The 21,989-nt window shown below is 56.3% G+C and carries 22 protein-coding genes; 19 read left to right on the top strand and 3 right to left on the bottom strand.

Features of this window, described 5'->3' with window-relative positions:
• Positions 1-2: 2 nt before the first annotated feature.
• From recF to dnaA, 3 genes are read right to left on the bottom strand one after another with little or no spacing between them, the layout of a single operon-like run.
• On the bottom strand, positions 3-1,106 hold the full coding sequence (recF, locus tag D8779_RS07555) for a DNA replication/repair protein RecF (protein WP_136663800.1): 1,104 nt from the start codon (positions 1,104-1,106) through the stop codon (positions 3-5).
• A 60-nt stretch (positions 1,107-1,166) separates the two neighbouring features.
• Positions 1,167-2,270, bottom strand: a complete 1,104-nt coding sequence (gene dnaN / locus D8779_RS07550; protein ID WP_136663799.1) for a DNA polymerase III subunit beta — start codon at positions 2,268-2,270, stop codon at positions 1,167-1,169.
• A 31-nt stretch (positions 2,271-2,301) separates the two neighbouring features.
• Positions 2,302-3,771: a chromosomal replication initiator protein DnaA gene (gene dnaA / locus D8779_RS07545; protein ID WP_136663798.1), complete on the bottom strand. Its 1,470-nt coding sequence runs from the start codon at positions 3,769-3,771 to the stop codon at positions 2,302-2,304.
• Positions 3,772-4,295: 524 nt separating this feature from the next.
• Here dnaA and rpmH point away from each other — a divergent pair.
• The 19 genes from rpmH to glmU all read left to right on the top strand — a co-directional run bounded on the left by rpmH (position 4,296) and on the right by glmU (position 21,965).
• Positions 4,296-4,430 carry a 50S ribosomal protein L34 gene (gene rpmH, locus D8779_RS07540; protein ID WP_136663797.1) on the top strand — a complete coding sequence of 45 codons (135 nt, stop codon included), beginning with the start codon at positions 4,296-4,298 and terminating at the stop codon, positions 4,428-4,430.
• 11 nt (positions 4,431-4,441) lie between these two features.
• A complete protein-coding gene (rnpA, locus tag D8779_RS07535) occupies positions 4,442-4,846 on the top strand; it encodes a ribonuclease P protein component (RefSeq protein ID WP_167492541.1) in 405 nt (134 codons plus the stop codon).
• Positions 4,839-5,084 (top strand): membrane protein insertion efficiency factor YidD, encoded by a 246-nt coding sequence (yidD, locus tag D8779_RS07530; protein WP_136663795.1) that lies wholly within the window; start codon positions 4,839-4,841, stop codon positions 5,082-5,084. The genes rnpA and yidD overlap by 8 nt, the downstream gene beginning before the upstream one ends.
• 2 nt (positions 5,085-5,086) lie before the next feature.
• On the top strand, positions 5,087-6,832 hold the full coding sequence (gene yidC, locus D8779_RS07525; RefSeq protein ID WP_136663794.1) for a membrane protein insertase YidC: 1,746 nt from the start codon (positions 5,087-5,089) through the stop codon (positions 6,830-6,832).
• Between the two features lie 74 nt (positions 6,833-6,906).
• Positions 6,907-8,274, top strand: coding sequence for a tRNA uridine-5-carboxymethylaminomethyl(34) synthesis GTPase MnmE (gene mnmE, locus D8779_RS07520; protein WP_136663793.1), 1,368 nt, complete (start codon positions 6,907-6,909; stop codon positions 8,272-8,274).
• A gap of 658 nt (positions 8,275-8,932) precedes the next feature.
• Positions 8,933-10,825, top strand: a complete 1,893-nt coding sequence (gene mnmG / locus D8779_RS07515; RefSeq protein ID WP_136663792.1) for a tRNA uridine-5-carboxymethylaminomethyl(34) synthesis enzyme MnmG — start codon at positions 8,933-8,935, stop codon at positions 10,823-10,825.
• Positions 10,825-11,472 (top strand): 16S rRNA (guanine(527)-N(7))-methyltransferase RsmG, encoded by a 648-nt coding sequence (rsmG, locus tag D8779_RS07510; protein ID WP_136663791.1) that lies wholly within the window; start codon positions 10,825-10,827, stop codon positions 11,470-11,472. The genes mnmG and rsmG overlap by 1 nt, the downstream gene beginning before the upstream one ends.
• 13 nt (positions 11,473-11,485) lie before the next feature.
• Complete coding sequence (locus tag D8779_RS07505; protein ID WP_136663790.1) at positions 11,486-12,274, top strand: ParA family protein; 789 nt, start codon at positions 11,486-11,488, stop codon at positions 12,272-12,274.
• Between the two features lie 10 nt (positions 12,275-12,284).
• The gene (locus D8779_RS07500) at positions 12,285-13,157 is read left to right on the top strand and encodes a ParB/RepB/Spo0J family partition protein (protein WP_136663789.1); all 873 of its coding nucleotides are present in this window, start codon (positions 12,285-12,287) and stop codon (positions 13,155-13,157) included.
• A 159-nt stretch (positions 13,158-13,316) separates the two neighbouring features.
• Positions 13,317-13,724, top strand: a complete 408-nt coding sequence (locus tag D8779_RS07495) for a F0F1 ATP synthase subunit I (protein WP_136663788.1) — start codon at positions 13,317-13,319, stop codon at positions 13,722-13,724.
• A gap of 16 nt (positions 13,725-13,740) precedes the next feature.
• Positions 13,741-14,610, top strand: coding sequence for a F0F1 ATP synthase subunit A (gene atpB, locus D8779_RS07490; protein ID WP_136663787.1), 870 nt, complete (start codon positions 13,741-13,743; stop codon positions 14,608-14,610).
• A 114-nt stretch (positions 14,611-14,724) separates the two neighbouring features.
• Positions 14,725-14,982, top strand: a complete 258-nt coding sequence (atpE, locus tag D8779_RS07485; RefSeq protein WP_002555987.1) for a F0F1 ATP synthase subunit C — start codon at positions 14,725-14,727, stop codon at positions 14,980-14,982.
• Between the two features lie 56 nt (positions 14,983-15,038).
• Positions 15,039-15,509 (top strand): F0F1 ATP synthase subunit B, encoded by a 471-nt coding sequence (locus tag D8779_RS07480; protein ID WP_090240971.1) that lies wholly within the window; start codon positions 15,039-15,041, stop codon positions 15,507-15,509.
• A gap of 14 nt (positions 15,510-15,523) precedes the next feature.
• Positions 15,524-16,060, top strand: a complete 537-nt coding sequence (locus D8779_RS07475) for a F0F1 ATP synthase subunit delta (RefSeq protein ID WP_136663786.1) — start codon at positions 15,524-15,526, stop codon at positions 16,058-16,060.
• Positions 16,061-16,081: 21 nt separating this feature from the next.
• Positions 16,082-17,626, top strand: coding sequence for a F0F1 ATP synthase subunit alpha (gene atpA, locus D8779_RS07470; RefSeq protein ID WP_090240974.1), 1,545 nt, complete (start codon positions 16,082-16,084; stop codon positions 17,624-17,626).
• A gap of 50 nt (positions 17,627-17,676) precedes the next feature.
• Positions 17,677-18,537 (top strand): F0F1 ATP synthase subunit gamma, encoded by an 861-nt coding sequence (atpG, locus tag D8779_RS07465; RefSeq protein WP_090240976.1) that lies wholly within the window; start codon positions 17,677-17,679, stop codon positions 18,535-18,537.
• Between the two features lie 47 nt (positions 18,538-18,584).
• Positions 18,585-19,961: a F0F1 ATP synthase subunit beta gene (gene atpD, locus D8779_RS07460; protein ID WP_090240978.1), complete on the top strand. Its 1,377-nt coding sequence runs from the start codon at positions 18,585-18,587 to the stop codon at positions 19,959-19,961.
• Between the two features lie 82 nt (positions 19,962-20,043).
• Positions 20,044-20,469: a F0F1 ATP synthase subunit epsilon gene (locus tag D8779_RS07455; RefSeq protein ID WP_090240980.1), complete on the top strand. Its 426-nt coding sequence runs from the start codon at positions 20,044-20,046 to the stop codon at positions 20,467-20,469.
• A 137-nt stretch (positions 20,470-20,606) separates the two neighbouring features.
• Positions 20,607-21,965 (top strand): bifunctional UDP-N-acetylglucosamine diphosphorylase/glucosamine-1-phosphate N-acetyltransferase GlmU, encoded by a 1,359-nt coding sequence (gene glmU / locus D8779_RS07450; RefSeq protein ID WP_136663785.1) that lies wholly within the window; start codon positions 20,607-20,609, stop codon positions 21,963-21,965.
• The last annotated feature ends 24 nt before the right edge of the window (positions 21,966-21,989 follow it).

Below are 21,989 nucleotides of genomic sequence, written 5' to 3'. Positions count from 1 at the left end.
CTTCACTCCCGGTGGTCGTGGGTCTGGGTGATGCCACCATGTTCCACGTGGAACATGGCAACTGGCGTATCCGTGCGCCAGCCTTCCCTCAACAATTCATGGTCTACACAGGTGATGAACACCTGGCAGTGCAAGTCTTCTAACAACCGGCACAAGGCACGGCGGTGGTGCTCATCCAGTTCTGACGGCAAGTCATCCACTAGATAGATGCATTGGCCGTGCTTGGCCTGATTGACTAAGTGTCCCTGGGCAATACGCAGGGCGCATACAACTAATTTTTGCTGGCCGCGAGACAGAACCTCAGCAGCATTATGCGCACCCAGTCGCAGCCGTAAATCGGCGCGCTGCGGACCCGCTTGGGTATGACCCAGCTGCTGATCACGGATGAGGGTAGAGGCGAGCACTTCAGTTAGCTCACGTTCTTTATCCCAACCTCGGTAGTAGCTGAGGCTTAAACCTTGTAGATCCAACAGCTCACTCAGGGTGCGTTCAAATACCGGTTTCAGGGCCTGGATATAGGCACGCCTGTAGCCGTCTATTTCTTCGCTGGCCAGGCACAACTCACGATCCCAGGCCGCCTGCGAAGCGGCGTCAAGTGTACCATGCCGCAGCCACGAGTTCCGTTGACGCAGGGCCTTCTGCAGCCGCTGCCAGGCAGGAAGAAAGCGAGGTTCCACGTGGAACACTCCCCAGTCGAGAAACTGCCTTCTGATTTTTGGCGCGCCTTCGAGCAAACGAAAACTGTCCGGGTTGATCAACTGCAGCGGCAGGGTTTCAGCCAACTGCGCAGCACTACGCGCATTCTGACCGTCGATGCGAATCTGAAATTCACCCTGACGATCACGAGAAATACCCAAGCTACTCTGACGGCCATCCGCTAATTGAACTTGGCCAAAGATGGTGCAGGCAAGTTGCTCATATTGGATAACCGGAAGCAGACGCGTACTGCGAAAGGAGCGAGCCAGACCGAGCAGATAAATGGCTTCCAGCAGGCTGGTTTTACCGCTGCCATTATCGCCAGAGAGGATGTTGATTCGCGGGGAAGGGGAGAGGGTCACCGGGTGCAGATTACGCACCGCGGTGACGGTAAAGCGAGTCAGCGACATTGGATTAGCAGGCCGTTTAAAAACGTAGCACGCGAAGATTCGGATTCAACGGCGTATCGATTACAGGCGCATCGGCATAACAACATAAGACGAATCGTCGTTATCGGCTTCCTGCACCAGAGCACTGCTGTTGGCGTCGGAGAGGATCAGACGTACCTGTTCGGTAGTCATCACACTCAATACATCGAGTAGGTAGCTGACGTTAAAACCGATTTCCAACGCACTGCCGTTGTAGTCGACTGCGATCTCTTCTTCGGCTTCTTCTTGCTCAGGGTTATTGGCCTGAATTTTCAGCAGGCCGGACTCCAGCTGCAAACGAATGCCACGGTATTTCTCGTTGGACAGAATCGCGGTACGACTGAACGCTTCACGCAAGCCCTGACGATCAGCAACCACCAGCTTGTCACCACCGCGCGGCAGTACACGCTCGTAATCCGGGAATTTGCCGTCGACCAGTTTCGAGGTAAAGGTGAACTCACCGGTCGTCGCACGAATGTGATGCTGACCGAGGACGATGCTGACGCTTCCATCCTGCTCAGTGAGCAGACGGGCCAGTTCGAGAATACCTTTGCGCGGCACGATGACCTGGTGGCGCTCAACCTGCTCGATCGCCGCGTCCATGGAACACATGGCCAGACGGTGACCGTCGGTTGCCACAGCACGCAGAATGCCGGTCTGAACTTCTAGCAGCATGCCATTGAGGTAATAGCGAACATCCTGCTGCGCCATGGCAAAGCTGGTGCGCTCGATCAAACGACGCAACTTACTTTGCACCAGGCTGAAGGTCAGTGAGCCGGGGCCTTCTTCAACAGTTGGGAAATCGTTGGCTGGCAACGTAGACAGGCTGAAACGGCTACGACCCGCCTTGACCAACAGCTTCTGTTCGTCGATGCGAATATCAATCAGCGCATCACTGGGTAAGCTTTTGCAGATGTCCATCAGCTTGCGTGCCGGTACGGTGATTTCACCCGGCTCAGCAGGCTCTTCCAAAGTTACCCGGCCGACGAGTTCTACTTCGAGGTCAGTGCCCGTCAGCGAAAGTTGCTGACCTTCGACAACCAGCAGAACATTCGAAAGCACCGGCAAGGTCTGGCGGCGTTCCACGACGCCGGCGACCAGTTGCAGCGGTTTCAACAAGGCTTCGCGTTGAATGGTGAAATGCATGGTCTAGTCCCTTGCCTAGTGGAGTTGCGTATTAGGTAGTCAGTGTACGCAGCAGATTCTTATAGTCCTCGCGGATGTCCGCGTCGGATTCCTTAAGTTCAGCAATCTTACGACAAGCATGCAATACCGTCGTGTGATCGCGACCACCGAAGGCATCACCAATTTCCGGCAAGCTGTGGTTAGTCAGCTCTTTCGACAAGGCCATGGCCACTTGCCGTGGCCGCGCCACTGAACGCGAGCGACGCTTTGACAGCAGATCGGAAATTTTGATTTTGTAGTACTCAGCCACCGTACGCTGAATATTATCGATGCTGACCAGCTTGTCCTGCAGCGCCAACAAATCCTTGAGCGATTCACGAATCAGCTCGATGGTAATGTCCCGCCCCATGAAGTGCGAGTGAGCAATTACCCGCTTCAACGCGCCTTCTAATTCACGCACGTTGGAGCGAATACGCTGAGCAATAAAGAAGGCGGCGTCATGGGGCAAATCGACTTTGGCCTGATCGGCCTTTTTCATCAGAATCGCCACACGAGTTTCCAGTTCAGGCGGTTCGACAGCCACCGTCAAACCCCAACCGAAACGTGATTTCAGACGCTCTTCCAACCCTTCGATTTCTTTCGGGTAGCGATCGCTGGTCAAGATGACTTGCTGGCCACCTTCAAGCAGCGCGTTGAAGGTGTGGAAGAACTCTTCCTGGGAACGCTCTTTCTTGGCGAAGAATTGAATATCGTCGATCAGCAACGCATCGACCGAACGGTAAAAACGCTTGAACTCATTGATCGCGTTCAGCTGCAACGCCTTAACCATGTCCGCGACAAAGCGCTCCGAATGCAGGTACACGACCTTGGCATTGGGATTCTTCGCCAACAGGTGGTTACCCACCGCATGCATCAAGTGAGTCTTACCCAAGCCGACCCCACCATAGAGAAACAGTGGGTTATAGCCATGCTTGGGGTTATCCGCTACCTGCCAGGCCGCAGCGCGGGCCAGCTGGTTGGATTTACCTTCGACAAAGTTATCAAAGGTAAAGGTGCGATTCAGATAACTGGTGTGCTTCAGCCCACCCTCGACCTGCACCGTTCGCTCAGTTCGAGCCGGAGCCTGTTGGCTAGCGGCACCGGCCATAGGATCAAAGCTGGCACGCGAAGGTTCTGTGTGAGCAGTTGCGACGGCTGATGCAGCAGCATGAGTAGGTATCGACACACTAGGTGCTGCTGACGGTGTACTGACCATCGCCGCACGCGGAGCCGAGCTGCGCTTACTGCCTATTAATAAGGAGAGTGCCGGTACCAGCCCGTTAGTCCGTTCAGTGAGCAACTCAAGCAAGCGACCGAGATACTTCTCATTCACCCAATCAAGCACAAACCGGTTCGGCGCATAGACACGAAGCTCGTCGCCTTCGGCTTCGACCTGCAATGGACGGATCCAGGTGTTGAATTGCTGAGCAGGCAGCTCATCGCGCAGAAGCTCGACGCACTGCTGCCAAAGTTCCACAGACACGGACATCCCCTAAATCGAAAGGCGGTGAGGCAAAAAACAGCCGTCATTGTAGCCGTCTAGCCTTGAGTTATCCACATGCAGTCCTGCTTATGCGCAAGTAAAATCAAGGTGTTATTGGTATTTGACGCTAATAATACTAAGGTCGATAAAGGCTGTGGATAACAGCTCGTAAGCTCATGGGGTAACCTGGGGTAAAACCCTGTGGAAAACCCTGCTGTGGGTAAAAAGGCATTTCATCCTCAGCTTATGCGCTGCTTCCACACAGGTGCAGCACGCTTTTTTGACAGACTTACCCTTGTCTGGACAGCCCTAAACCATTGCTCTTAAAGCACTTATGCACAGACAATGGCCGCACTAATAGTTACTAACATTACTAAAGATCTTTAAATATTCTCTTCTTTATATTTCTTTATGCAGGAAAAGCCTGGTTGGAAATTGACCTGACCCTCGGGTTTCTCTAGAATTGCCGGTCTCTTAAAACGGGGGCCATTCCGGCCCGTAGTCGACCACCCAGGTACCGCATCATGAAACGTACTTTCCAACCCAGCACTATCAAACGCGCTCGCACCCACGGTTTCCGTGCCCGTATGGCCACCAAGGGCGGCCGTGCTGTTCTGCAGCGTCGCCGTGCCAAAGGCCGTAAGCGTCTCGCCGTTTAAATTTCGGTCTTGTGGTGAGTCGAGACTTCAGCCGGGAAAAGCGTCTGCTAACCCCCCGGCAATTCAAGGCAGTCTTCGACTCCCCTAGCGGCAAAGCTCCGGGCAAAAATGTCCTTTTGCTGGCGCGCAACAACGAACTTGATCATCCCCGTCTGGGATTGGTGATCGGTAAGAAGAGCGTCAAGCTCTCGGTTGAGCGCAATCGCTTGAAACGCCAGATCCGCGAATCGTTCCGCCTGAATCAAGACAACTTGGTTGGGTGGGACATCGTGGTGGTGGCGCGTAAAGGCCTTGGTGATCTTGAGAATGAGGAACTGGCACGCCAGTTTGGCAAACTCTGGAAACGCCTCGAACGCAGCAAGCCAAGCCCGGAAGCCGTTGCAACACCTGGGGTGAACGACAGTCCCCATGCGTAAACTGGCCTTGCTTCCCATCCAGTTCTACCGCTACGCCATCAGCCCCTTGATGGCCAGCCATTGTCGTTTCTACCCAAGCTGTTCTTGCTACGCGCTTGAGGCCATTGAATATCATGGCACCCTGCGCGGTGGCTGGCTGACCCTGCGTCGGCTTGGCCGCTGTCACCCGTGGAATCCCGGTGGCTACGACCCGGTTCCCCCCGCGAAAACCTCCCGTTCCTCTTCGATGGCCGAATAATCATGGATATTCAACGCTCGATCCTGATCGTCGCCCTGGCAATCGTGTCCTATATGATGGTTCTCCAGTGGAACCAGGACTACGGTCAAACTGCCCTGCCGACAGAAATTGCCGCGACTAGCAGTACGGTACCCGGCTTGCCAGATACTGCTGTCACGACCTCAACTGGCAGCGACGATATTCCGAGCGCCACGCCTGCTGTTGAGCCCAACGCTATCAGCGCCGCTCCAACAGCAGCCAGTGATGAACTGATTCGGGTAAAGACCGATGTACTTGATCTCGCCATCGACCCGCGCGGTGGTGATGTGGTGCAACTGCGCTTGCCGCAGTACCCACGTCGTCAGGATCGTCCGGATGTACCGTTCCAGCTGTTCGACAATGGCGGCGAGCGCACCTACCTGGCTCAGAGCGGTTTGATCGGCAGTAATGCGCCGGACAAATCCAGCGGTCGTGCCCTGTGGAGCAGCGCGCAAAAAAGCTATGAGCTGGCTGACGGCCAGGAGCAATTGCAGGTTGATCTCACACTCAGCGAAGCCGGTGTTAACTACATCAAGCGCTTTACCTTCAAGCGCGGCTTGAACGCTGAATGCTCCGCCAAGGAACAGCAGCAAAAGAAGCCTGGTTGCGTTGACCCTTCGTCGTATCAGGTGACTGTCAGCTACCTGATTGACAACCAGAGCGCTCAGGCCTGGAGCGGCAATATGTTTGCCCAGCTCAAGCGTGATGGTAGCGACGATCCGTCGTCCACCACCGCGACCGGCACCGCGACTTACCTAGGTGGCGCCCTGTGGACCACCGAAGAGCCGTACAAAAAAGTGTCGATGAAAGACATCGATAAACAAGCCTTCAAAGAAACCGTTCAAGGAGGCTGGGTTGCCTGGCTACAGCATTACTTCGTCACTGCCTGGATCCCAAGCAAAGACAGCACTAACCAAATACAGACCCGCAAAGACAGCCAAGGCAACTACATTGTCGGCTTTACCGGCCCGGCCATTCAGGTTGCTGCCGGCGCTCAGGGTGAAACCAGTGCAGTTCTGTATGCCGGCCCGAAGCTACAAGGGCATCTCAAGACCCTCTCTCCAGGTCTTGAGCTGACTGTCGACTATGGCATCCTGTGGTTCCTGGCCCAGCCAATCTTTTGGCTGCTAGAAGTTATCCACAACCTGCTCGGCAACTGGGGCTGGTCGATCATCATGTTGACCGTGATCATCAAGCTGATCTTCTTCCCACTGTCCGCTGCTAGCTACAAATCCATGGCGCGCATGCGTGCCGTAGCACCGAAACTGGCTCAGTTGAAAGAGCAGCACGGTGATGATCGCCAGAAGATGTCCCAGGCGATGATGGAGCTGTACAAGAAAGAGAAGATCAACCCGCTGGGCGGCTGCTTGCCGATCCTGGTGCAGATGCCGGTATTCCTCGCACTCTACTGGGTGTTGCTGGAGTCGGTGGAAATGCGCCAAGCACCGTGGTTGCTGTGGATAACCGATCTGGCGATCAAGGATCCGTTCTTTATCCTGCCGATCATCATGGGCGCCACCATGTTTATCCAGCAGCAGCTCAACCCGACGCCGCCAGATCCGATGCAAGCCAAGGTACTGAAGCTGATGCCAATCATCTTCACCTTCTTCTTCCTCTGGTTCCCAGCAGGTCTGGTGCTGTACTGGGTGGTCAACAACGTCTTGTCCATCGCCCAGCAGTGGTACATTACGCGCAAGATCGAAGCCGCAGCCAAGGCCGCAGACGCCTAAGCCGCACAAGCTTCTAAGCTGGATAAAACGCCCCTCTTCAGGGGCGTTTTGCTATGTCGCATCTGGAGACCCGCATGCAAACAGTCCGTGAAACCATTGCCGCCGTCGCCACTGCCCAAGGTCGGGGTGGGGTCGGCATCGTGCGCGTGTCCGGGCCGCTGGCGGGAAAACTGGCTGAAGAGATTTGCCAACGTGAGCTCAAGCCACGCTATGCACACTACGGCCCGTTCTTCGCTGATGCCCAACAGGTACTCGACGAAGGTCTGGCGCTGTACTTCCCTGGCCCTCACTCATTTACCGGCGAGGATGTGCTGGAATTGCAGGGTCATGGCGGCCCGGTGGTGCTCGATCTGCTGCTGCGCCGTTGTGTACAACTCGGCGCACGCCTGGCCAACCCGGGCGAATTTAGCGAACGCGCCTTTCTCAATGACAAGCTCGACCTGGCGCAAGCTGAGGCGATTGCTGACCTGATCGAGGCCAGTTCTGAGCAGGCGGCGCGTAATGCTCTGCGCTCACTGCAGGGGGAGTTCTCCCGACGTGTGCATGGCCTGACTGAGCGCCTGATCAGCCTGCGGATTTATGTAGAAGCGGCCATCGACTTCCCCGAAGAAGAAATCGACTTTCTTGCCGACGGCCATGTCCTGAGCCTGCTCGATGGCGTGCGTACCGACCTTGCTGGCGTACTGCGCGAAGCCGGGCAGGGTGCGCTGCTACGTGATGGTATGACCGTGGTGATCGCCGGCCGGCCAAACGCGGGCAAATCCAGCCTGCTCAATGCCCTGGCTGGGCGTGAGGCCGCCATCGTCACCGAGATCGCCGGCACCACCCGTGATGTATTGCGCGAACATATCCACATCGACGGTATGCCCCTGCATGTGGTCGATACCGCAGGCCTGCGTAATACCGACGATCAGGTTGAACGCATCGGTGTAGAGCGCGCACTCAAAGCGATTGGTGAAGCCGACCGCATTCTATTGGTGGTGGATGCCACTGCACCGGAAGCAGACGATCCTTTTGCCCTGTGGCCAGAGTTTCTCGACCTGCGTCCAGATCCCGCCAAGGTCACGCTCATTCGCAACAAGGCCGACCTGTCTGGCGAGTCGGTAATGCTTGAAGCCTGCAATGACGGCCATATCACCATCAGCCTCTCGGCCAAGTCCGCAGAAGGCCTGGATCTACTGCGCGAACACCTGAAGGCCTGTATGGGCTATGAGCAGACCTCAGAAAGCAGCTTCAGCGCTCGCAGGCGTCACTTGGAGGCCCTACGCCAAGCATCCACACACCTGGAGCATGGCCATGCTCAGTTGACCCTTGCCGGGGCGGGAGAGCTGCTGGCTGAAGACCTGCGCATGGCTCAGCAAAGCCTGGGGGAAATCACTGGTGCCTTTAGCTCGGACGACCTACTTGGGCGGATTTTCTCCAGCTTCTGTATCGGTAAATAACCGTAGGATGGGTTAGCGGCGCAGAACGTTGAACGTGCCACCAATACAAATCCAGCCCGGCGCGTAACCCATCATCTGCACCCGATTCCTGATGGGTTACCGCACCCCCATCCTTCTGTTGCCTTCACGATTGTCCACCTGCGTTTAACCCATCCTGCATAGCGTCGGTCTCTAAACCTTCATTAATGCCAAACGGCAGGCTTTCGCGTGGGCGAAAAAAGCTCATCAACCCATTTATTTATCCACCTAAGCCCTGTGGAAAACCCAGCCTAAGCCCTGCCTATAACCCGGTGATAAAACTGAGGATAACGGCCCCTGTGGATAACCATCGCTTTCATCCACAGCTTGCATACGGCAACTGAACAGAAAAATGCCAGGATTAGCACAACCTTTCAGAACGCTGTACACATTGATTTGATTGACCTGTAGCAATCTATCCACAGAAAACTGCTTTGTAAGTAATAAACATAAAAACAAAGCTCTATAAAAATTCATTCTTTTAATCTTTATTAACCGCACGTTCATTTTCTTGCCTAAGCCAGCTGGCTATTTTTTGTGCAAAAGGCTTCTTTCAGCTGTTCTAACTGCCTATACTTGCCGCCTTTCCCGCTTTTCAATCCAAAAAGCCCCCTAATTCGCAACAGGCACGAGGTGCGTGGTGGATTTCCCTTCCCGTTTTCAGGTGATCGTCATCGGCGGCGGTCATGCCGGTACCGAAGCCGCACTGGCGGCAGCACGCATGGGGGTAAAAACCCTGTTGCTGACCCATAACGTGGAAACGCTGGGGCAGATGAGCTGCAACCCGGCGATTGGCGGGATAGGCAAGAGCCATCTGGTCAAGGAAATCGATGCCCTTGGCGGCGCCATGGCAGAAGCCACCGACCGTGGTGGTATTCAGTTTCGTGTACTGAACAGCCGCAAAGGCCCAGCCGTAAGGGCCACACGGGCTCAAGCAGACCGCGTGCTGTACAAAGCGGCGATTCGCGAAACCCTGGAAAACCAAGCCAACCTGTGGATATTTCAGCAGGCAGCGGATGACCTGATCGTCGAAAACCATGAAGTCAAAGGCGTCGTCACCCAGATGGGCCTGCGTTTCCTTGCAGACTCCGTGGTACTGACCACCGGCACCTTCCTCGGTGGACTTATCCACATCGGTTTGCAGAACTACTCCGGTGGTCGCGCCGGCGACCCGCCGTCGATTGCCCTGGCGCAACGCTTACGTGAGTTGCCATTGCGGGTCGGTCGACTAAAAACCGGCACGCCCCCACGTATCGATGGGCGATCTGTGGATTTTTCGCTGATGACCGAACAGCCGGGCGATACGCCAACGCCGCTGATGTCATTCCTCGGTCGCGCCGAGCAACAACCCCGGCAGGTCAGTTGTTGGATCACCCATACCAATGCGCGTACTCACGAAATCATCGCCGCCAACCTCGACCGTTCGCCGATGTACTCGGGCGTGATCGAAGGGGTTGGTCCGCGCTATTGCCCATCGATTGAAGACAAAATTCATCGCTTCGCCGACAAAGAGAGCCACCAGGTGTTTATCGAGCCAGAAGGCTTGAACACCCATGAGCTGTACCCCAACGGTATTTCCACCTCGTTGCCATTCGACGTGCAGTTGCAGATTGTGCGCAGTATCCAAGGTATGGAAAACGCCCACATCGTGCGTCCTGGCTATGCCATAGAGTACGACTACTTCGATCCACGTGATTTGAAGTACAGCCTGGAAACCAAAGTGATTGCCGGGCTGTTCTTTGCCGGGCAGATCAATGGAACTACCGGCTACGAAGAAGCCGGCGCGCAAGGTTTGCTGGCAGGTTGCAACGCCGCACTGCGTGCTCAGGGCAAGGACAGCTGGTGCCCACGCCGCGATGAGGCGTACATCGGTGTGCTGGTCGACGACCTGATTACCTTGGGCACCCAAGAGCCTTACCGCATGTTCACTTCGCGCGCCGAATACCGACTGATCCTGCGTGAAGACAACGCCGATCTGCGTCTGACCGAAAAGGGCCGTGAGTTAGGTCTGGTCGATGATGTGCGTTGGGTGGCGTTTGAAACCAAGCGCGAAGCCATCGTGCAGGAAGAACAACGTCTGAAAAGCACCTGGGTGCGCCCGGGTACGGATCAGGGCGATGCGATTGCCGAGCACTTCGGCACGCCGCTGACCCACGAATACAATCTGCTCAACCTGCTCGCACGTCCGGAAATCGATTACGCCGGCTTGGTGGCTATCACCGGCGGTGGCGCGCAAGACCCGCAAGTGGCCGATCAGGTTGAGATCAAAACCAAATACGCTGGCTATATCGACCGCCAGCAGGATGAAATTGCCCGCCTGCGCGCCAGTGAGAACACCAAACTGCCGGCCGATATCGATTACGCGGGAATTTCCGGTCTATCCAAAGAAATTCAGCACAAGCTTGGCGACACCCGCCCGGAAACCCTAGGCCAGGCCTCGCGAGTTCCCGGTGTCACTCCGGCGGCGATTTCGCTGTTGCTGATTCACCTGAAAAAACGCACTGCCGGTCAGCAGTTGGAGCACAGCGCCTGATGTCGTTGGTTACTGCACAGCACGCCGAAGAACTGCGCGAAGGCGCCCGTGAATTGGGTGTAGAACTGAGTGCCGAGCAACACGAACAGCTGCTCGCCTACTTGGCCCTACTGATCAAGTGGAACAAGGCTTACAACCTCACTGCAGTGCGCGATCCGGATGAGATGGTCTCGCGTCATTTGCTCGACAGCCTCAGTGTGGTGCCCTACGTCGTCGAGGCTGGGGATAACTGGCTGGACGTTGGCAGTGGCGGCGGCATGCCCGGTATTCCTTTGGCCATTTTGTTTCCTGAGCGGCAGTTCACCTTGCTTGACTCAAACGGCAAGAAGACTCGCTTCCTCACCCAGGTGAAGCTCGAGCTGAAACTGGCTAACTTGCAAGTTATCCACAGCCGGGTCGAAGAGTTTCAACCTGAGCAGCCATTCAGTGGCATTTGCTCACGGGCGTTCAGCTCCCTGGAAGATTTCAGCAATTGGACCCGCCATCTGGGCGATGTGAATACCCAATGGCTGGCCATGAAAGGCGTGCATCCAGATGACGAACTGCAAGCCCTGCCTGCGGACTTCTCTCTCACTGCCACTCATGTGCTCAAGGTTCCAGGTTGCCAAGGTCAGCGCCATCTGCTGATACTGCGTCGCTCGGTCTAGGGGGAACGACAGCATGGCTAAGGTATTCGCAATCGCTAACCAGAAAGGCGGCGTGGGCAAAACCACCACCTGCATCAATCTGGCGGCATCGCTGGTAGCCACCAAGCGCCGTGTACTGCTGATTGACCTCGATCCCCAAGGCAACGCGACCATGGGCAGCGGTGTGGATAAGCACGCGTTGGAGCACTCGATCTACGACGTGCTGATCGGCGAATGCAACCTGGTCGACGCCATGCAGTTTTCTGAACACGGTGGTTACCAGTTATTGCCGGCCAACCGCGACCTGACCGCTGCAGAAGTCTCGCTGCTGGAAATGAAAATGAAGGAAAGCCGGCTGCGTTATGCGTTGGCGCCAATTCGTGAAAATTACGATTACATCCTGATTGACTGTCCGCCGGCGCTGTCGATGCTGACCATCAACGCGTTGGTCGCCGCCGACGGCGTGATTATCCCCATGCAGTGCGAGTACTACGCATTGGAGGGGTTGTCTGATCTGGTCAACAGCATTCAGCGTATCGCCGAGATTCTCAATCCAAAACTGAGGATCGAAGGCCTGCTGCGTACCATGTATGACCCGCGCATGGGCCTGACCAACGATGTCAGTGCGCAGCTCAAAGAACATTTCGGCGACAAGCTCTACGACGTGGTCATTCCGCGTAACGTGCGTTTGGCCGAAGCCCCTAGCTACGGCATGCCGGCGCTGGTGTATGACAAGCAATCACGTGGGGCCATCGCCTATCTCGCGTTGGCCGGCGAGTTGGTTCGCCGTCAGCGTGCCAGTGCCCACACCGCAACCGCATAAGGAAATTCGCATGGCTGTGAAAAAACGAGGACTGGGACGCGGTCTGGACGCTCTGCTGGGCGGTAGCAGCGTCAATGCCTTGCAGGAAGAGGCCGCACAGGTCGACAGCCGTGAGTTGCAATATGTGCCACTGGACCTGATTCAGCGCGGCAAATACCAGCCACGTCGCGATATGGATTCGACCGCCCTGGAAGAATTGGCGCAATCGATCAAATCTCATGGGGTGATGCAGCCGATCGTGATTCGCCCGATCGCTGATGGCCGTTTTGAGATTGTTGCCGGTGAGCGCCGCTGGCGCGCCAGTCAGCAAGCTGGCCTGGACAAAATTCCGGCCATGGTGCGTGAACTGCCGGACGAAGCGGCCATTGCCATGGCGCTGATTGAGAATATCCAGCGTGAAGACCTCAACCCCATCGAAGAAGCCATGGCCTTGCAGCGTTTGCAGCAAGAGTTCCAGCTGACTCAGCAGCAAGTCGCCGATGCAGTGGGTAAATCGCGGGTAACCATCAGCAACCTGTTGCGCCTGATCGCCCTGCCGGAAGAGATCAAGATTCTGCTGTCTCATGGCGATCTGGAAATGGGCCATGCCCGTGCCTTGCTCGGATTACCGGCCGAACAGCAGACCGAAGGTGCGCGACATGTTGTCGCACGTGGCCTCACCGTGCGCCAAACTGAAGCACTGGTGCGCCAATGGCTGAACAGCAAGGAAAAGCCTGTGACCGAGGTCAAGGCTGATCCAGACATCATTCGCCTGGAACAGCGCCTGGCTGAGCGCCTGGGCTCGCCGGTGCAGATCAAGCATGGGCAGAAAGGCAAAGGTCAATTAGTGATCAGCTACAGCTCGCTGGATGAGCTGCAAGGCGTGCTCGCCCACATTCGCTGAAACAATTGGCCGTGTAGCGACTAGTCGGAAATCACTACCTGGCAGTTGAACAGGGGTGGAAGCGCCCCTATACTCTGCGCGCATTTCGTCGGCACAAAGTATGCCAAGTTATTGATTTTTTGGGTGTCGACGCCCGAGTTTAGTTTCCAGGAAAAAATGATGGATGTACGCATGCAGAATCGCCTGCCCTTCCATCGCTTAGCTGTTTTCCCGGTACTGATGACGCAGCTGGTAGTCGTGCTGCTGTTTGCAGCAGTGCTCTGGCAGTGGCAAGGTGCTGTCGCGGGTTACTCAGGGTTGTGCGGTGGCGTAATTGCTTGGCTGCCAAATATGTATTTCGCCCATAAGGCGTTCCGTTTCAGTGGAGCGCGGGCCGCTCAAGCCATCGTCCGGTCTTTTTATGCCGGTGAGGCGGGCAAACTGGTTTTAACGGCAGTGCTGTTTGCACTGACCTTTGCAGGTGTGAAGCCTTTGGAACCGCTGGCGGTATTTGGCGTGTTCTTCCTGACCCAACTGGTCAACTGGTTCGCACCCTTGCTGATGAAAAAAAGACTTTCGAGACCTTAAGGCGTTTGAGGCACACATGGCAGAACAAACCGCTTCGGGCTATATCCAGCACCACTTGCAGAACCTGACTTACGGGCAACTGCCTAATGGTGATTGGGGCTTTGCCCACACCGCACAAGAAGCCAAAGAAATGGGCTTTTGGGCGTTCCACGTCGATACCCTCGGCTGGTCCGTGGCCCTCGGCCTGCTTTTCGTCCTGCTGTTCCGTATGGCAGCGAAGAAGGCGACTTCCGGTCAACCTGGTGCATTGCAGAACTTCGTTGAAGTGCTGGTCGACTTCGTCGACACCAGCGTTAAAGACAGCTTCCATGGTCGTAGCCCGGTGATTGCTCCGCTGGCACTGACCATCTTTGTCTGGGTGTTCTTGATGAACGCCATCGACCTGATTCCGGTCGACTGGATCCCGATGATGGCTGTCTTGATCTCGGGTGATTCGCACATTCCGTTCCGTGCGGTATCGACGACCGATCCGAACGCGACCCTGGGCATGGCCCTGTCGGTGTTCGCGCTGATCATTTTCTACAGCATCAAGGTCAAGGGCATCGGCGGTTTTATCGGCGAGCTGACCCTGCACCCTTTTGGTAGCAAGAACCTGTTTGTGCAGGCGCTGCTGATTCCGGTCAACTTCCTGCTGGAATTCGTCACCCTGATCGCCAAGCCGATTTCTCTGGCGCTGCGACTGTTCGGCAACATGTATGCCGGCGAGCTGGTGTTTATTCTGATTGCTGTGATGTTCGGCAGCGGTCTGCTCTGGCTAAGTGCCCTGGGCGTTGTCTTGCAGTGGGCGTGGGCGGTATTCCACATCCTGATCATTACCCTGCAAGCGTTCATCTTCATGATGCTGACCATCGTCTACCTGTCGATGGCGCACGAAGACAACCACTAAGAGCGTTTAGGCGCTCATGGTGGACGCTCGCAAGGGCACAGAAGTACCGATTTTGTTTTACCGCTTTACCCTTAGAAACCTTAACCAATACGACATAAAAAGTCGGGAGGAAAGATGGAAACTGTAGTTGGTCTGACCGCTATCGCTGTAGCACTGCTGATTGGCCTGGGTGCCCTGGGTACCGCCATTGGTTTCGGCCTGCTGGGCGGCAAGTTCCTGGAAGGCGCCGCGCGTCAGCCAGAAATGGTTCCAATGCTGCAAGTGAAAATGTTCATCGTCGCCGGTCTGCTCGACGCCGTGACCATGATCGGTGTTGGTATCGCACTGTTCTTCACCTTCGCGAACCCCTTCGTTGGTCAACTCGCTGGCTAATCACTCGGTTTTCGAGTGATTGGTTGTGATGGACAACGAACGAGCGAGGTGTTGGCGTGAACATTAATGCAACCCTGATTGGTCAGTCCGTTGCCTTCTTCATCTTCGTGCTGTTCTGCATGAAGTACGTGTGGCCTCCGGTCATTACGGCTTTGCAAGAACGTCAGAAGAAGATCGCAGACGGCCTGGACGCCGCTAGCCGTGCGGCTCGTGACCTGGAGTTGGCCCAAGAGAAAGTGGGTCAGCAACTGCGCGAAGCCAAAGGCCAAGCAGCCGAGATCATTGAGCAAGCCAAGAAACGCGGTACCCAGATCGTCGACGAAGCCCGTGAACAGGCCCGTGTCGAAGCTGACCGTGTGAAGGCTCAGGCTCAGGCCGAGATCGAGCAGGAAATCAACGGTGTCAAAGACGCGCTGCGTGCCCAACTGGGTAGCCTGGCCGTTAGCGGTGCCGAGAAGATCCTGGGCGCATCTATCGACCAAAACGCGCATGCGGAGCTGGTTTCCAAACTGGCAGCCGAAATTTAAGCGAGGGCGCGATCATGGCAGAACTGACCACGTTGGCCCGACCTTACGCCAAGGCTGCCTTTGAGTATGCTCAGGCCCACCAGCAACTGGCCTCTTGGTCAGCCATGCTCGGCCTGGCTGCAGCGGTGTCGCAAGACGACACCATGCAAAGCGTGCTTAAAGCACCGCGTTTGACGAGTACAGACAAGGCCACCACCTTTGTTGAGGTGTGTGGTGATAAGTTCGACGCCAAGGTACGCAATTTCATTCATATCGTCGCTGAAAACGATCGCCTGGCCCTGTTGCCAGAGATCGTTGAACTGTTCGACCTGTACAAGGCCGAGCAGGAAAAGTCGATCGACGTGGACGTTACCAGTGCCTTCGCATTGAGCGATGAACAGCAAGACAAACTCGCCAAGGTTCTCAGTGCACGGCTCGGCCGAGAAGTGCGTCTGCACGCCGCGGAGGATGCCACTCTTATAGGTGGTGTTCTGATCCGCGCCGGCGACCTGGTTATCGATGGCTCAGTTCGCGGCAAAATCGCGAAGCTGGCCGAAGCATTGAAATCTTGAGTTTGAAGGGGCAGCAGAGCTATGCAGCAACTCAATCCTTCCGAAATAAGTGAAATCATCAAGGGGCGTATCGATAATCTCGATGTCGCCTCTCAAGCCCGTAACGAAGGCACTGTCGTCAGCGTATCTGACGGTATTGTGCGTATTCACGGTCTCGCCGACGTTATGTACGGCGAAATGATCGAGTTCCCGGGCGGTGTCTACGGTATGGCACTGAACCTGGAGCAAGACTCCGTGGGTGCAGTTGTCCTGGGGGCTTATACCTCCCTGGCCGAAGGCATGAGCGCCAAGTGCACTGGCCGCATCCTGGAAGTTCCGGTTGGTCCGGAATTGCTGGGTCGCGTTGTCGACGCACTGGGCAACCCAATTGACGGCAAAGGCCCGCTGAACAACGTCGCTACCGACGCGGTTGAGAAGGTTGCGCCGGGCGTGATCTGGCGTAAGTCGGTCGACCAACCGGTGCAAACCGGTTATAAGTCGGTCGATGCCATGATCCCGGTTGGCCGTGGCCAGCGTGAGCTGATCATCGGTGACCGTCAGATCGGTAAAACCGCTCTGGCCATCGACGCCATCATCAACCAGAAAAACAGCGGCATTAAGTGCGTCTACGTTGCCATTGGTCAGAAGCAATCGACCATCGCCAACGTGGTTCGCAAGCTGGAAGAAAACGGCGCGCTGGCTAACACCATCGTTGTCGCGGCTTCCGCTTCCGAATCCGCTGCGCTGCAGTTCATTGCACCGTACGCCGGTTGCACCATGGGCGAATACTTCCGCGACCGCGGTGAAGACGCGCTGATCGTTTATGACGATCTGTCCAAGCAAGCAGTGGCTTACCGCCAGATTTCCCTGCTGCTGCGCCGTCCGCCAGGCCGTGAAGCCTACCCAGGCGACGTGTTCTATCTCCACAGCCGTCTGCTGGAGCGCGCTTCCCGCGTTTCCGAAGAGTACGTTGAGAAGTTCACCAATGGCGCCGTGACTGGCAAGACCGGTTCCTTGACCGCTCTGCCGATCATCGAAACCCAGGCTGGCGACGTTTCCGCGTTCGTTCCGACCAACGTGATCTCGATCACCGACGGTCAGATCTTCCTCGAATCGGCCATGTTCAACTCGGGTATCCGTCCTGCGGTCAACGCCGGTATTTCGGTATCCCGCGTGGGTGGTGCTGCACAGACCAAGATCATCAAGAAGCTCTCCGGTGGTATCCGTACCGCTCTGGCTCAGTACCGTGAACTGGCAGCATTCGCCCAGTTTGCTTCTGACCTGGACGAAGCCACCCGTAAGCAGCTTGAGCATGGTCAGCGCGTTACCGAGCTGATGAAGCAGAAGCAATATGCGCCAATGTCGATTGCCGACATGTCCGTATCGCTGTATGCCGCCGAGCGTGGTTTCCTGGTCGACATCGAAGTCGCCAAAGTTGGCGCATTCGAACAGGCCCTGATTGCTTACTTCAACCGGGATCACGCCGCTCTGCTGGCGAAGATCAACGAGAAGGGTGACTTCAATGACGACATCGATGGCCAGCTGAAAGCCGGTATCGAGAAGTTCAAGGCCACCCAAACCTGGTAAGCCGCAGTGGGGACCGCAAGGTCCCCGCTTGCTAACCCGATAGGTGTCAAATGGCAGGCGCAAAAGAGATTCGCAGCAAGATTGCGAGCATCAAAAGCACGCAGAAGATCACCAGCGCCATGGAAAAAGTGGCGGTCAGCAAAATGCGCAGAGCACAAATGCGCATGGCTGCTAGCCGTCCCTACGCGGAGCGTATCCGTCAGGTGATTGGTCATCTGGCCAACGCTAACCCGGAATACCGTCATCCGTTCATGGTCGACCGTGCCGTTAAGCGTGTTGGTTATGTCGTGGTGAGTTCGGACCGTGGTCTGTGTGGTGGTCTGAATACCAACCTGTTCAAGGCTCTGGTTAAAGACATGGCGAGCAATCGCGAGCAAGGCGTTGAGATTGATCTCTGCGTCGTTGGCAGCAAGGGTGCGGCATTCTTCCGCAACTTTGGTGGCAACATCGTTGCTGCGATCAGCCACCTGGGCGAAGAACCGTCGATCAATGATCTGATCGGTAGCGTCAAGGTAATGCTCGATGCGTACCTCGATGGTCGTATCGATCGTTTGTCCGTGGTCTCGAACAAGTTCATCAACACCATGACGCAAAAGCCGACAGTGGAGCAGTTGATTCCGCTGGTGGCCGATCCGGATAAAGAACTCAAGCACCACTGGGATTACCTGTACGAACCCGACGCCAAAGAGTTGCTGGATGGCTTGATGGTGCGTTACGTGGAGTCGCAGGTGTACCAGGCAGTGGTTGAGAACAACGCGGCTGAACAAGCGGCACGGATGATCGCGATGAAAAACGCCACCGACAACGCTGGCGATATCATCAAAGACCTGCAGTTGGTTTACAACAAGGCACGTCAGGCAGCGATCACCCAGGAAATTTCGGAAATCGTCGGCGGCGCTGCCGCGGTTTAAGCACGGTTCAACTGTTAGACGGTTGAAAAAAGTCAGAGGAACCAAAGATGAGTAGCGGACGTATCGTTCAAATCATCGGCGCCGTCATCGACGTGGAATTCCCGCGTGATCAAGTGCCGAGTGTTTATGAAGCGCTGAAAGTAGTCGGCGCCGAAACCACCCTCGAAGTTCAGCAGCAGCTGGGCGACGGCGTGGTACGTACCATTGCGATGGGTTCGACCGAAGGCCTCAAGCGTGGCCTGAACGTCGCTAGCACTGGCGCAGGTATCCAGGTACCGGTTGGGGTTAAAACCCTGGGCCGTATCATGGACGTGCTGGGCAACCCAATCGACGAAGCTGGCCCGATTGGCGAAGAAGAGCGTTGGGGCATTCACCGTGCCGCGCCTTCCTATGCTGAGCAAGCTGGCTCCAACGAACTGCTGGAAACTGGCATCAAGGTTATCGACCTGGTCTGCCCGTTCGCCAAAGGCGGTAAAGTCGGTCTGTTCGGTGGTGCCGGTGTCGGCAAGACCGTAAACATGATGGAACTGATCCGTAACATCGCCATCGAGCACAGCGGTTATTCCGTGTTCGCCGGTGTGGGTGAGCGTACTCGTGAGGGTAACGACTTCTACCACGAGATGAAGGACTCCAACGTTCTCGACAAGGTAGCCCTGGTTTACGGTCAGATGAACGAGCCACCAGGCAACCGTCTGCGCGTAGCACTGACCGGCCTGACCATGGCTGAGAAGTTCCGTGACGAAGGCCGTGATGTTCTGTTCTTCGTGGACAACATCTACCGTTACACCCTGGCCGGTACTGAAGTATCCGCACTGCTGGGCCGTATGCCTTCGGCAGTGGGTTATCAGCCGACCCTGGCCGAAGAAATGGGCGTTCTGCAAGAACGTATTACTTCGACCAAGACCGGTTCGATCACCTCGATCCAAGCGGTATACGTACCTGCGGATGACTTGACTGACCCGAGCCCGGCGACCACTTTCGCCCACTTGGACGCCACTGTCGTACTGTCGCGTGACATCGCCTCCCTGGGTATCTACCCAGCGGTCGATCCACTCGACTCGACGTCGCGCCAGCTGGACCCGATGGTTATCGGCCAGGAGCACTACGACACAGCTCGCGGCGTACAGTACGTACTGCAGCGTTACAAAGAGCTGAAGGACATCATCGCGATTCTGGGTATGGACGAACTGTCCGAAACAGACAAGCAGCTGGTATCCCGCGCTCGTAAGATTCAGCGCTTCCTGTCCCAGCCGTTCTTCGTGGCCGAAGTCTTCACTGGTTCGCCAGGTAAGTACGTTTCCCTGAAGGACACCATTGCCGGTTTCAGCGGCATTCTGAAAGGTGATTACGATCACTTGCCAGAGCAGGCGTTCTACATGGTTGGCAGCATTGAAGAAGCTGTTGAGAAAGCGAAGAAACTGTAATCACCCGTGCGCCCGGCAACGGGCGCTTACGGTCTGTTTGCAAGCTGTTAGTCTGTAAGCAGATCGATACGTGAGGTTAGACATGGCTATGACAGTCCATTGCGACATCGTCAGCGCAGAAGGCGAGATCTTCTCCGGTCTGGTCGAGATGGTGATTGCGCACGGTAACCTGGGTGATATCGGTATCGCTCCAGGTCACGCGCCGCTGATCACCGACCTCAAGCCGGGCCCGATTCGTCTGGTCAAGCTGGGTGGCGAAGCCGAGGTGTTTTACATCTCCGGTGGTTTCCTGGAAGTCCAGCCGAGCATGATCAAAGTGCTGGCTGATACCGTGCAGCGTGCTGCCGATATCGATGAAGCTGCTGCTCAGCTAGCCCTCCAGGCTGCTGAGAAAGCGCTGCATGAGCAAGGTGCCGAGTTCGATTACGGCTCTGCGGCTGCTCATCTGGCCGAGGTTGCAGCTCAGCTGCGTACCGTTCAGCAGTTGCGTAAGAAGTTCGGCGGTTAATTTCGCCGCTTCATCGCAAACGAGTAAAAGGGTAGCCTTGGCTACCCTTTTTCTTGTCTGTCATTTCATCTTTTCTGCGGGTTGTGCAGTGGCCTAGCCCACAAGGAACAACCCGCTATTGCTTGGGATCTGCCCTTATGTCGCTCGATATCGTCATCCTCGCCGCCGGCCAAGGCACCCGCATGCGCTCCGCCTTGCCCAAGGTTCTGCATCCGATTGCCGGTAAATCCATGCTCGGGCATGTGATCGACACGGCACGCCAGCTCAAGCCACAAGGCATTCATGTGGTGATTGGCCACGGTGCAGAGCGGGTACGCGAGCAGTTGGCCGCGGATGATTTGAACTTCGTGCTGCAAACTGAGCAGCTGGGCACCGGCCACGCTGTCGCCCAAGCCTTACCCGAGCTGACGGCCGAGCGTGTGCTGATTCTCTACGGCGATGTACCGCTGATCGAAGTGGAAACCTTGCAACGCTTGTTGAAGTTGGTCAGCGAGCAGCAGCTTGGACTGTTGACCGTCAACCTGAATGACCCGACCGGTTACGGCCGCATCGTTCGCGACGCCCGTGGTGTAGTCAACGCCATCGTCGAGCACAAGGACGCCAGCGCCGAGCAGCGTCTCATCAGTGAAGGCAACACAGGCATTCTTGCCGTACCGGGCAAACGTCTGGGCGAATGGCTGGGTCGCCTGTCTAACAGCAACGTTCAGGGTGAGTATTACCTGACCGACGTGATCGCCATGGCAGTGGCTGATGGCTTGGTAGTCGCCACCGAACAGGCGGCTGATGAAATGGAAGTGTTGGGCGCCAACGACCGCATTCAGCTCTCGCAGCTGGAGCGTCATTACCAGTACCGCGCCGCGCGCCAGCTGATGGTACAGGGCGTGACCCTGATCGACCCTGCGCGTTTTGACCTGCGCGGTGAGGTCACGGTGGGTCGCGATGTCACCATCGACATCAACGTGATTATCGAAGGTCAGGTGGTGATCGAGGATGGCGTACAGATCGGGCCGAACTGCGTGATCAAGAACAGCACCCTGCGCGCCGGTGCGATCATCAAAGCCAATAGCCACTTGGAAGGTGCGGAAGTAGGTGAGGGCGCCGATTGCGGCCCGTTCGCGCGTCTACGTCCGGGTACGGTGTTGGGCGCCAAGGCTCATGTGGGCAACTTCGTTGAGCTAAAGAACGCCAAGCTGGGTGAAGGCGCCAAGGCCGGCCATCTGAGTTATCTGGGCGATGCTGAGATCGGTGCGCGAAGCAATATTGGTGCTGGCACCATTACTTGTAATTATGACGGTGCCAACAAGTTCAAAACCGTACTCGGTGAAGACGTCTTTATCGGCTCCAACAGCGCATTGGTTGCGCCAGTGACTCTGGGTGATCGCGCCACCACCGGCGCCGGTTCGGTGATTACTGGTGATGTGCCGGATAACACCCTGGCTGTCGGTCGCGCCAAGCAGCGCAACATCGAAGGCTGGAAGCGGCCGACCAAGAAGTGAGGATGGACGTAGGATGGGTTAGCC

The organism is Pseudomonas leptonychotis, assembly GCF_004920405.1.
Classification (GTDB): Bacteria; Pseudomonadota; Gammaproteobacteria; order Pseudomonadales; family Pseudomonadaceae; genus Aquipseudomonas; species Aquipseudomonas leptonychotis.
This window is presented reverse-complemented; position numbering and strand designations above follow the sequence as displayed.

What these genes read in the sequence shown, in the direction of transcription:
- glmU (WP_136663785.1), top strand. Translation starts at nt 20,607, where the DNA reads ATGTCGCTCGATATCGTCATCCTCGCCGCCGGCCAAGGCACCCGCATG.
- D8779_RS07500 (WP_136663789.1), top strand. Translation starts at nt 12,285, where the DNA reads ATGGCTGTGAAAAAACGAGGACTGGGACGCGGTCTGGACGCTCTGCTG.
- rpmH (WP_136663797.1), top strand. Translation starts at nt 4,296, where the DNA reads ATGAAACGTACTTTCCAACCCAGCACTATCAAACGCGCTCGCACCCAC.
- D8779_RS07475 (WP_136663786.1), top strand. Translation starts at nt 15,524, where the DNA reads ATGGCAGAACTGACCACGTTGGCCCGACCTTACGCCAAGGCTGCCTTT.
- D8779_RS07495 (WP_136663788.1), top strand. Translation starts at nt 13,317, where the DNA reads ATGGATGTACGCATGCAGAATCGCCTGCCCTTCCATCGCTTAGCTGTT.
- atpA (WP_090240974.1), top strand. Translation starts at nt 16,082, where the DNA reads ATGCAGCAACTCAATCCTTCCGAAATAAGTGAAATCATCAAGGGGCGT.
- atpD (WP_090240978.1), top strand. Translation starts at nt 18,585, where the DNA reads ATGAGTAGCGGACGTATCGTTCAAATCATCGGCGCCGTCATCGACGTG.
- D8779_RS07455 (WP_090240980.1), top strand. Translation starts at nt 20,044, where the DNA reads ATGGCTATGACAGTCCATTGCGACATCGTCAGCGCAGAAGGCGAGATC.
- recF (WP_136663800.1), bottom strand. Translation starts at nt 1,106, where the DNA reads ATGTCGCTGACTCGCTTTACCGTCACCGCGGTGCGTAATCTGCACCCG.
- dnaN (WP_136663799.1), bottom strand. Translation starts at nt 2,270, where the DNA reads ATGCATTTCACCATTCAACGCGAAGCCTTGTTGAAACCGCTGCAACTG.
- rsmG (WP_136663791.1), top strand. Translation starts at nt 10,825, where the DNA reads ATGTCGTTGGTTACTGCACAGCACGCCGAAGAACTGCGCGAAGGCGCC.
- atpB (WP_136663787.1), top strand. Translation starts at nt 13,741, where the DNA reads ATGGCAGAACAAACCGCTTCGGGCTATATCCAGCACCACTTGCAGAAC.
- atpG (WP_090240976.1), top strand. Translation starts at nt 17,677, where the DNA reads ATGGCAGGCGCAAAAGAGATTCGCAGCAAGATTGCGAGCATCAAAAGC.
- atpE (WP_002555987.1), top strand. Translation starts at nt 14,725, where the DNA reads ATGGAAACTGTAGTTGGTCTGACCGCTATCGCTGTAGCACTGCTGATT.
- mnmE (WP_136663793.1), top strand. Translation starts at nt 6,907, where the DNA reads ATGCAAACAGTCCGTGAAACCATTGCCGCCGTCGCCACTGCCCAAGGT.
- yidD (WP_136663795.1), top strand. Translation starts at nt 4,839, where the DNA reads ATGCGTAAACTGGCCTTGCTTCCCATCCAGTTCTACCGCTACGCCATC.
- D8779_RS07505 (WP_136663790.1), top strand. Translation starts at nt 11,486, where the DNA reads ATGGCTAAGGTATTCGCAATCGCTAACCAGAAAGGCGGCGTGGGCAAA.
- yidC (WP_136663794.1), top strand. Translation starts at nt 5,087, where the DNA reads ATGGATATTCAACGCTCGATCCTGATCGTCGCCCTGGCAATCGTGTCC.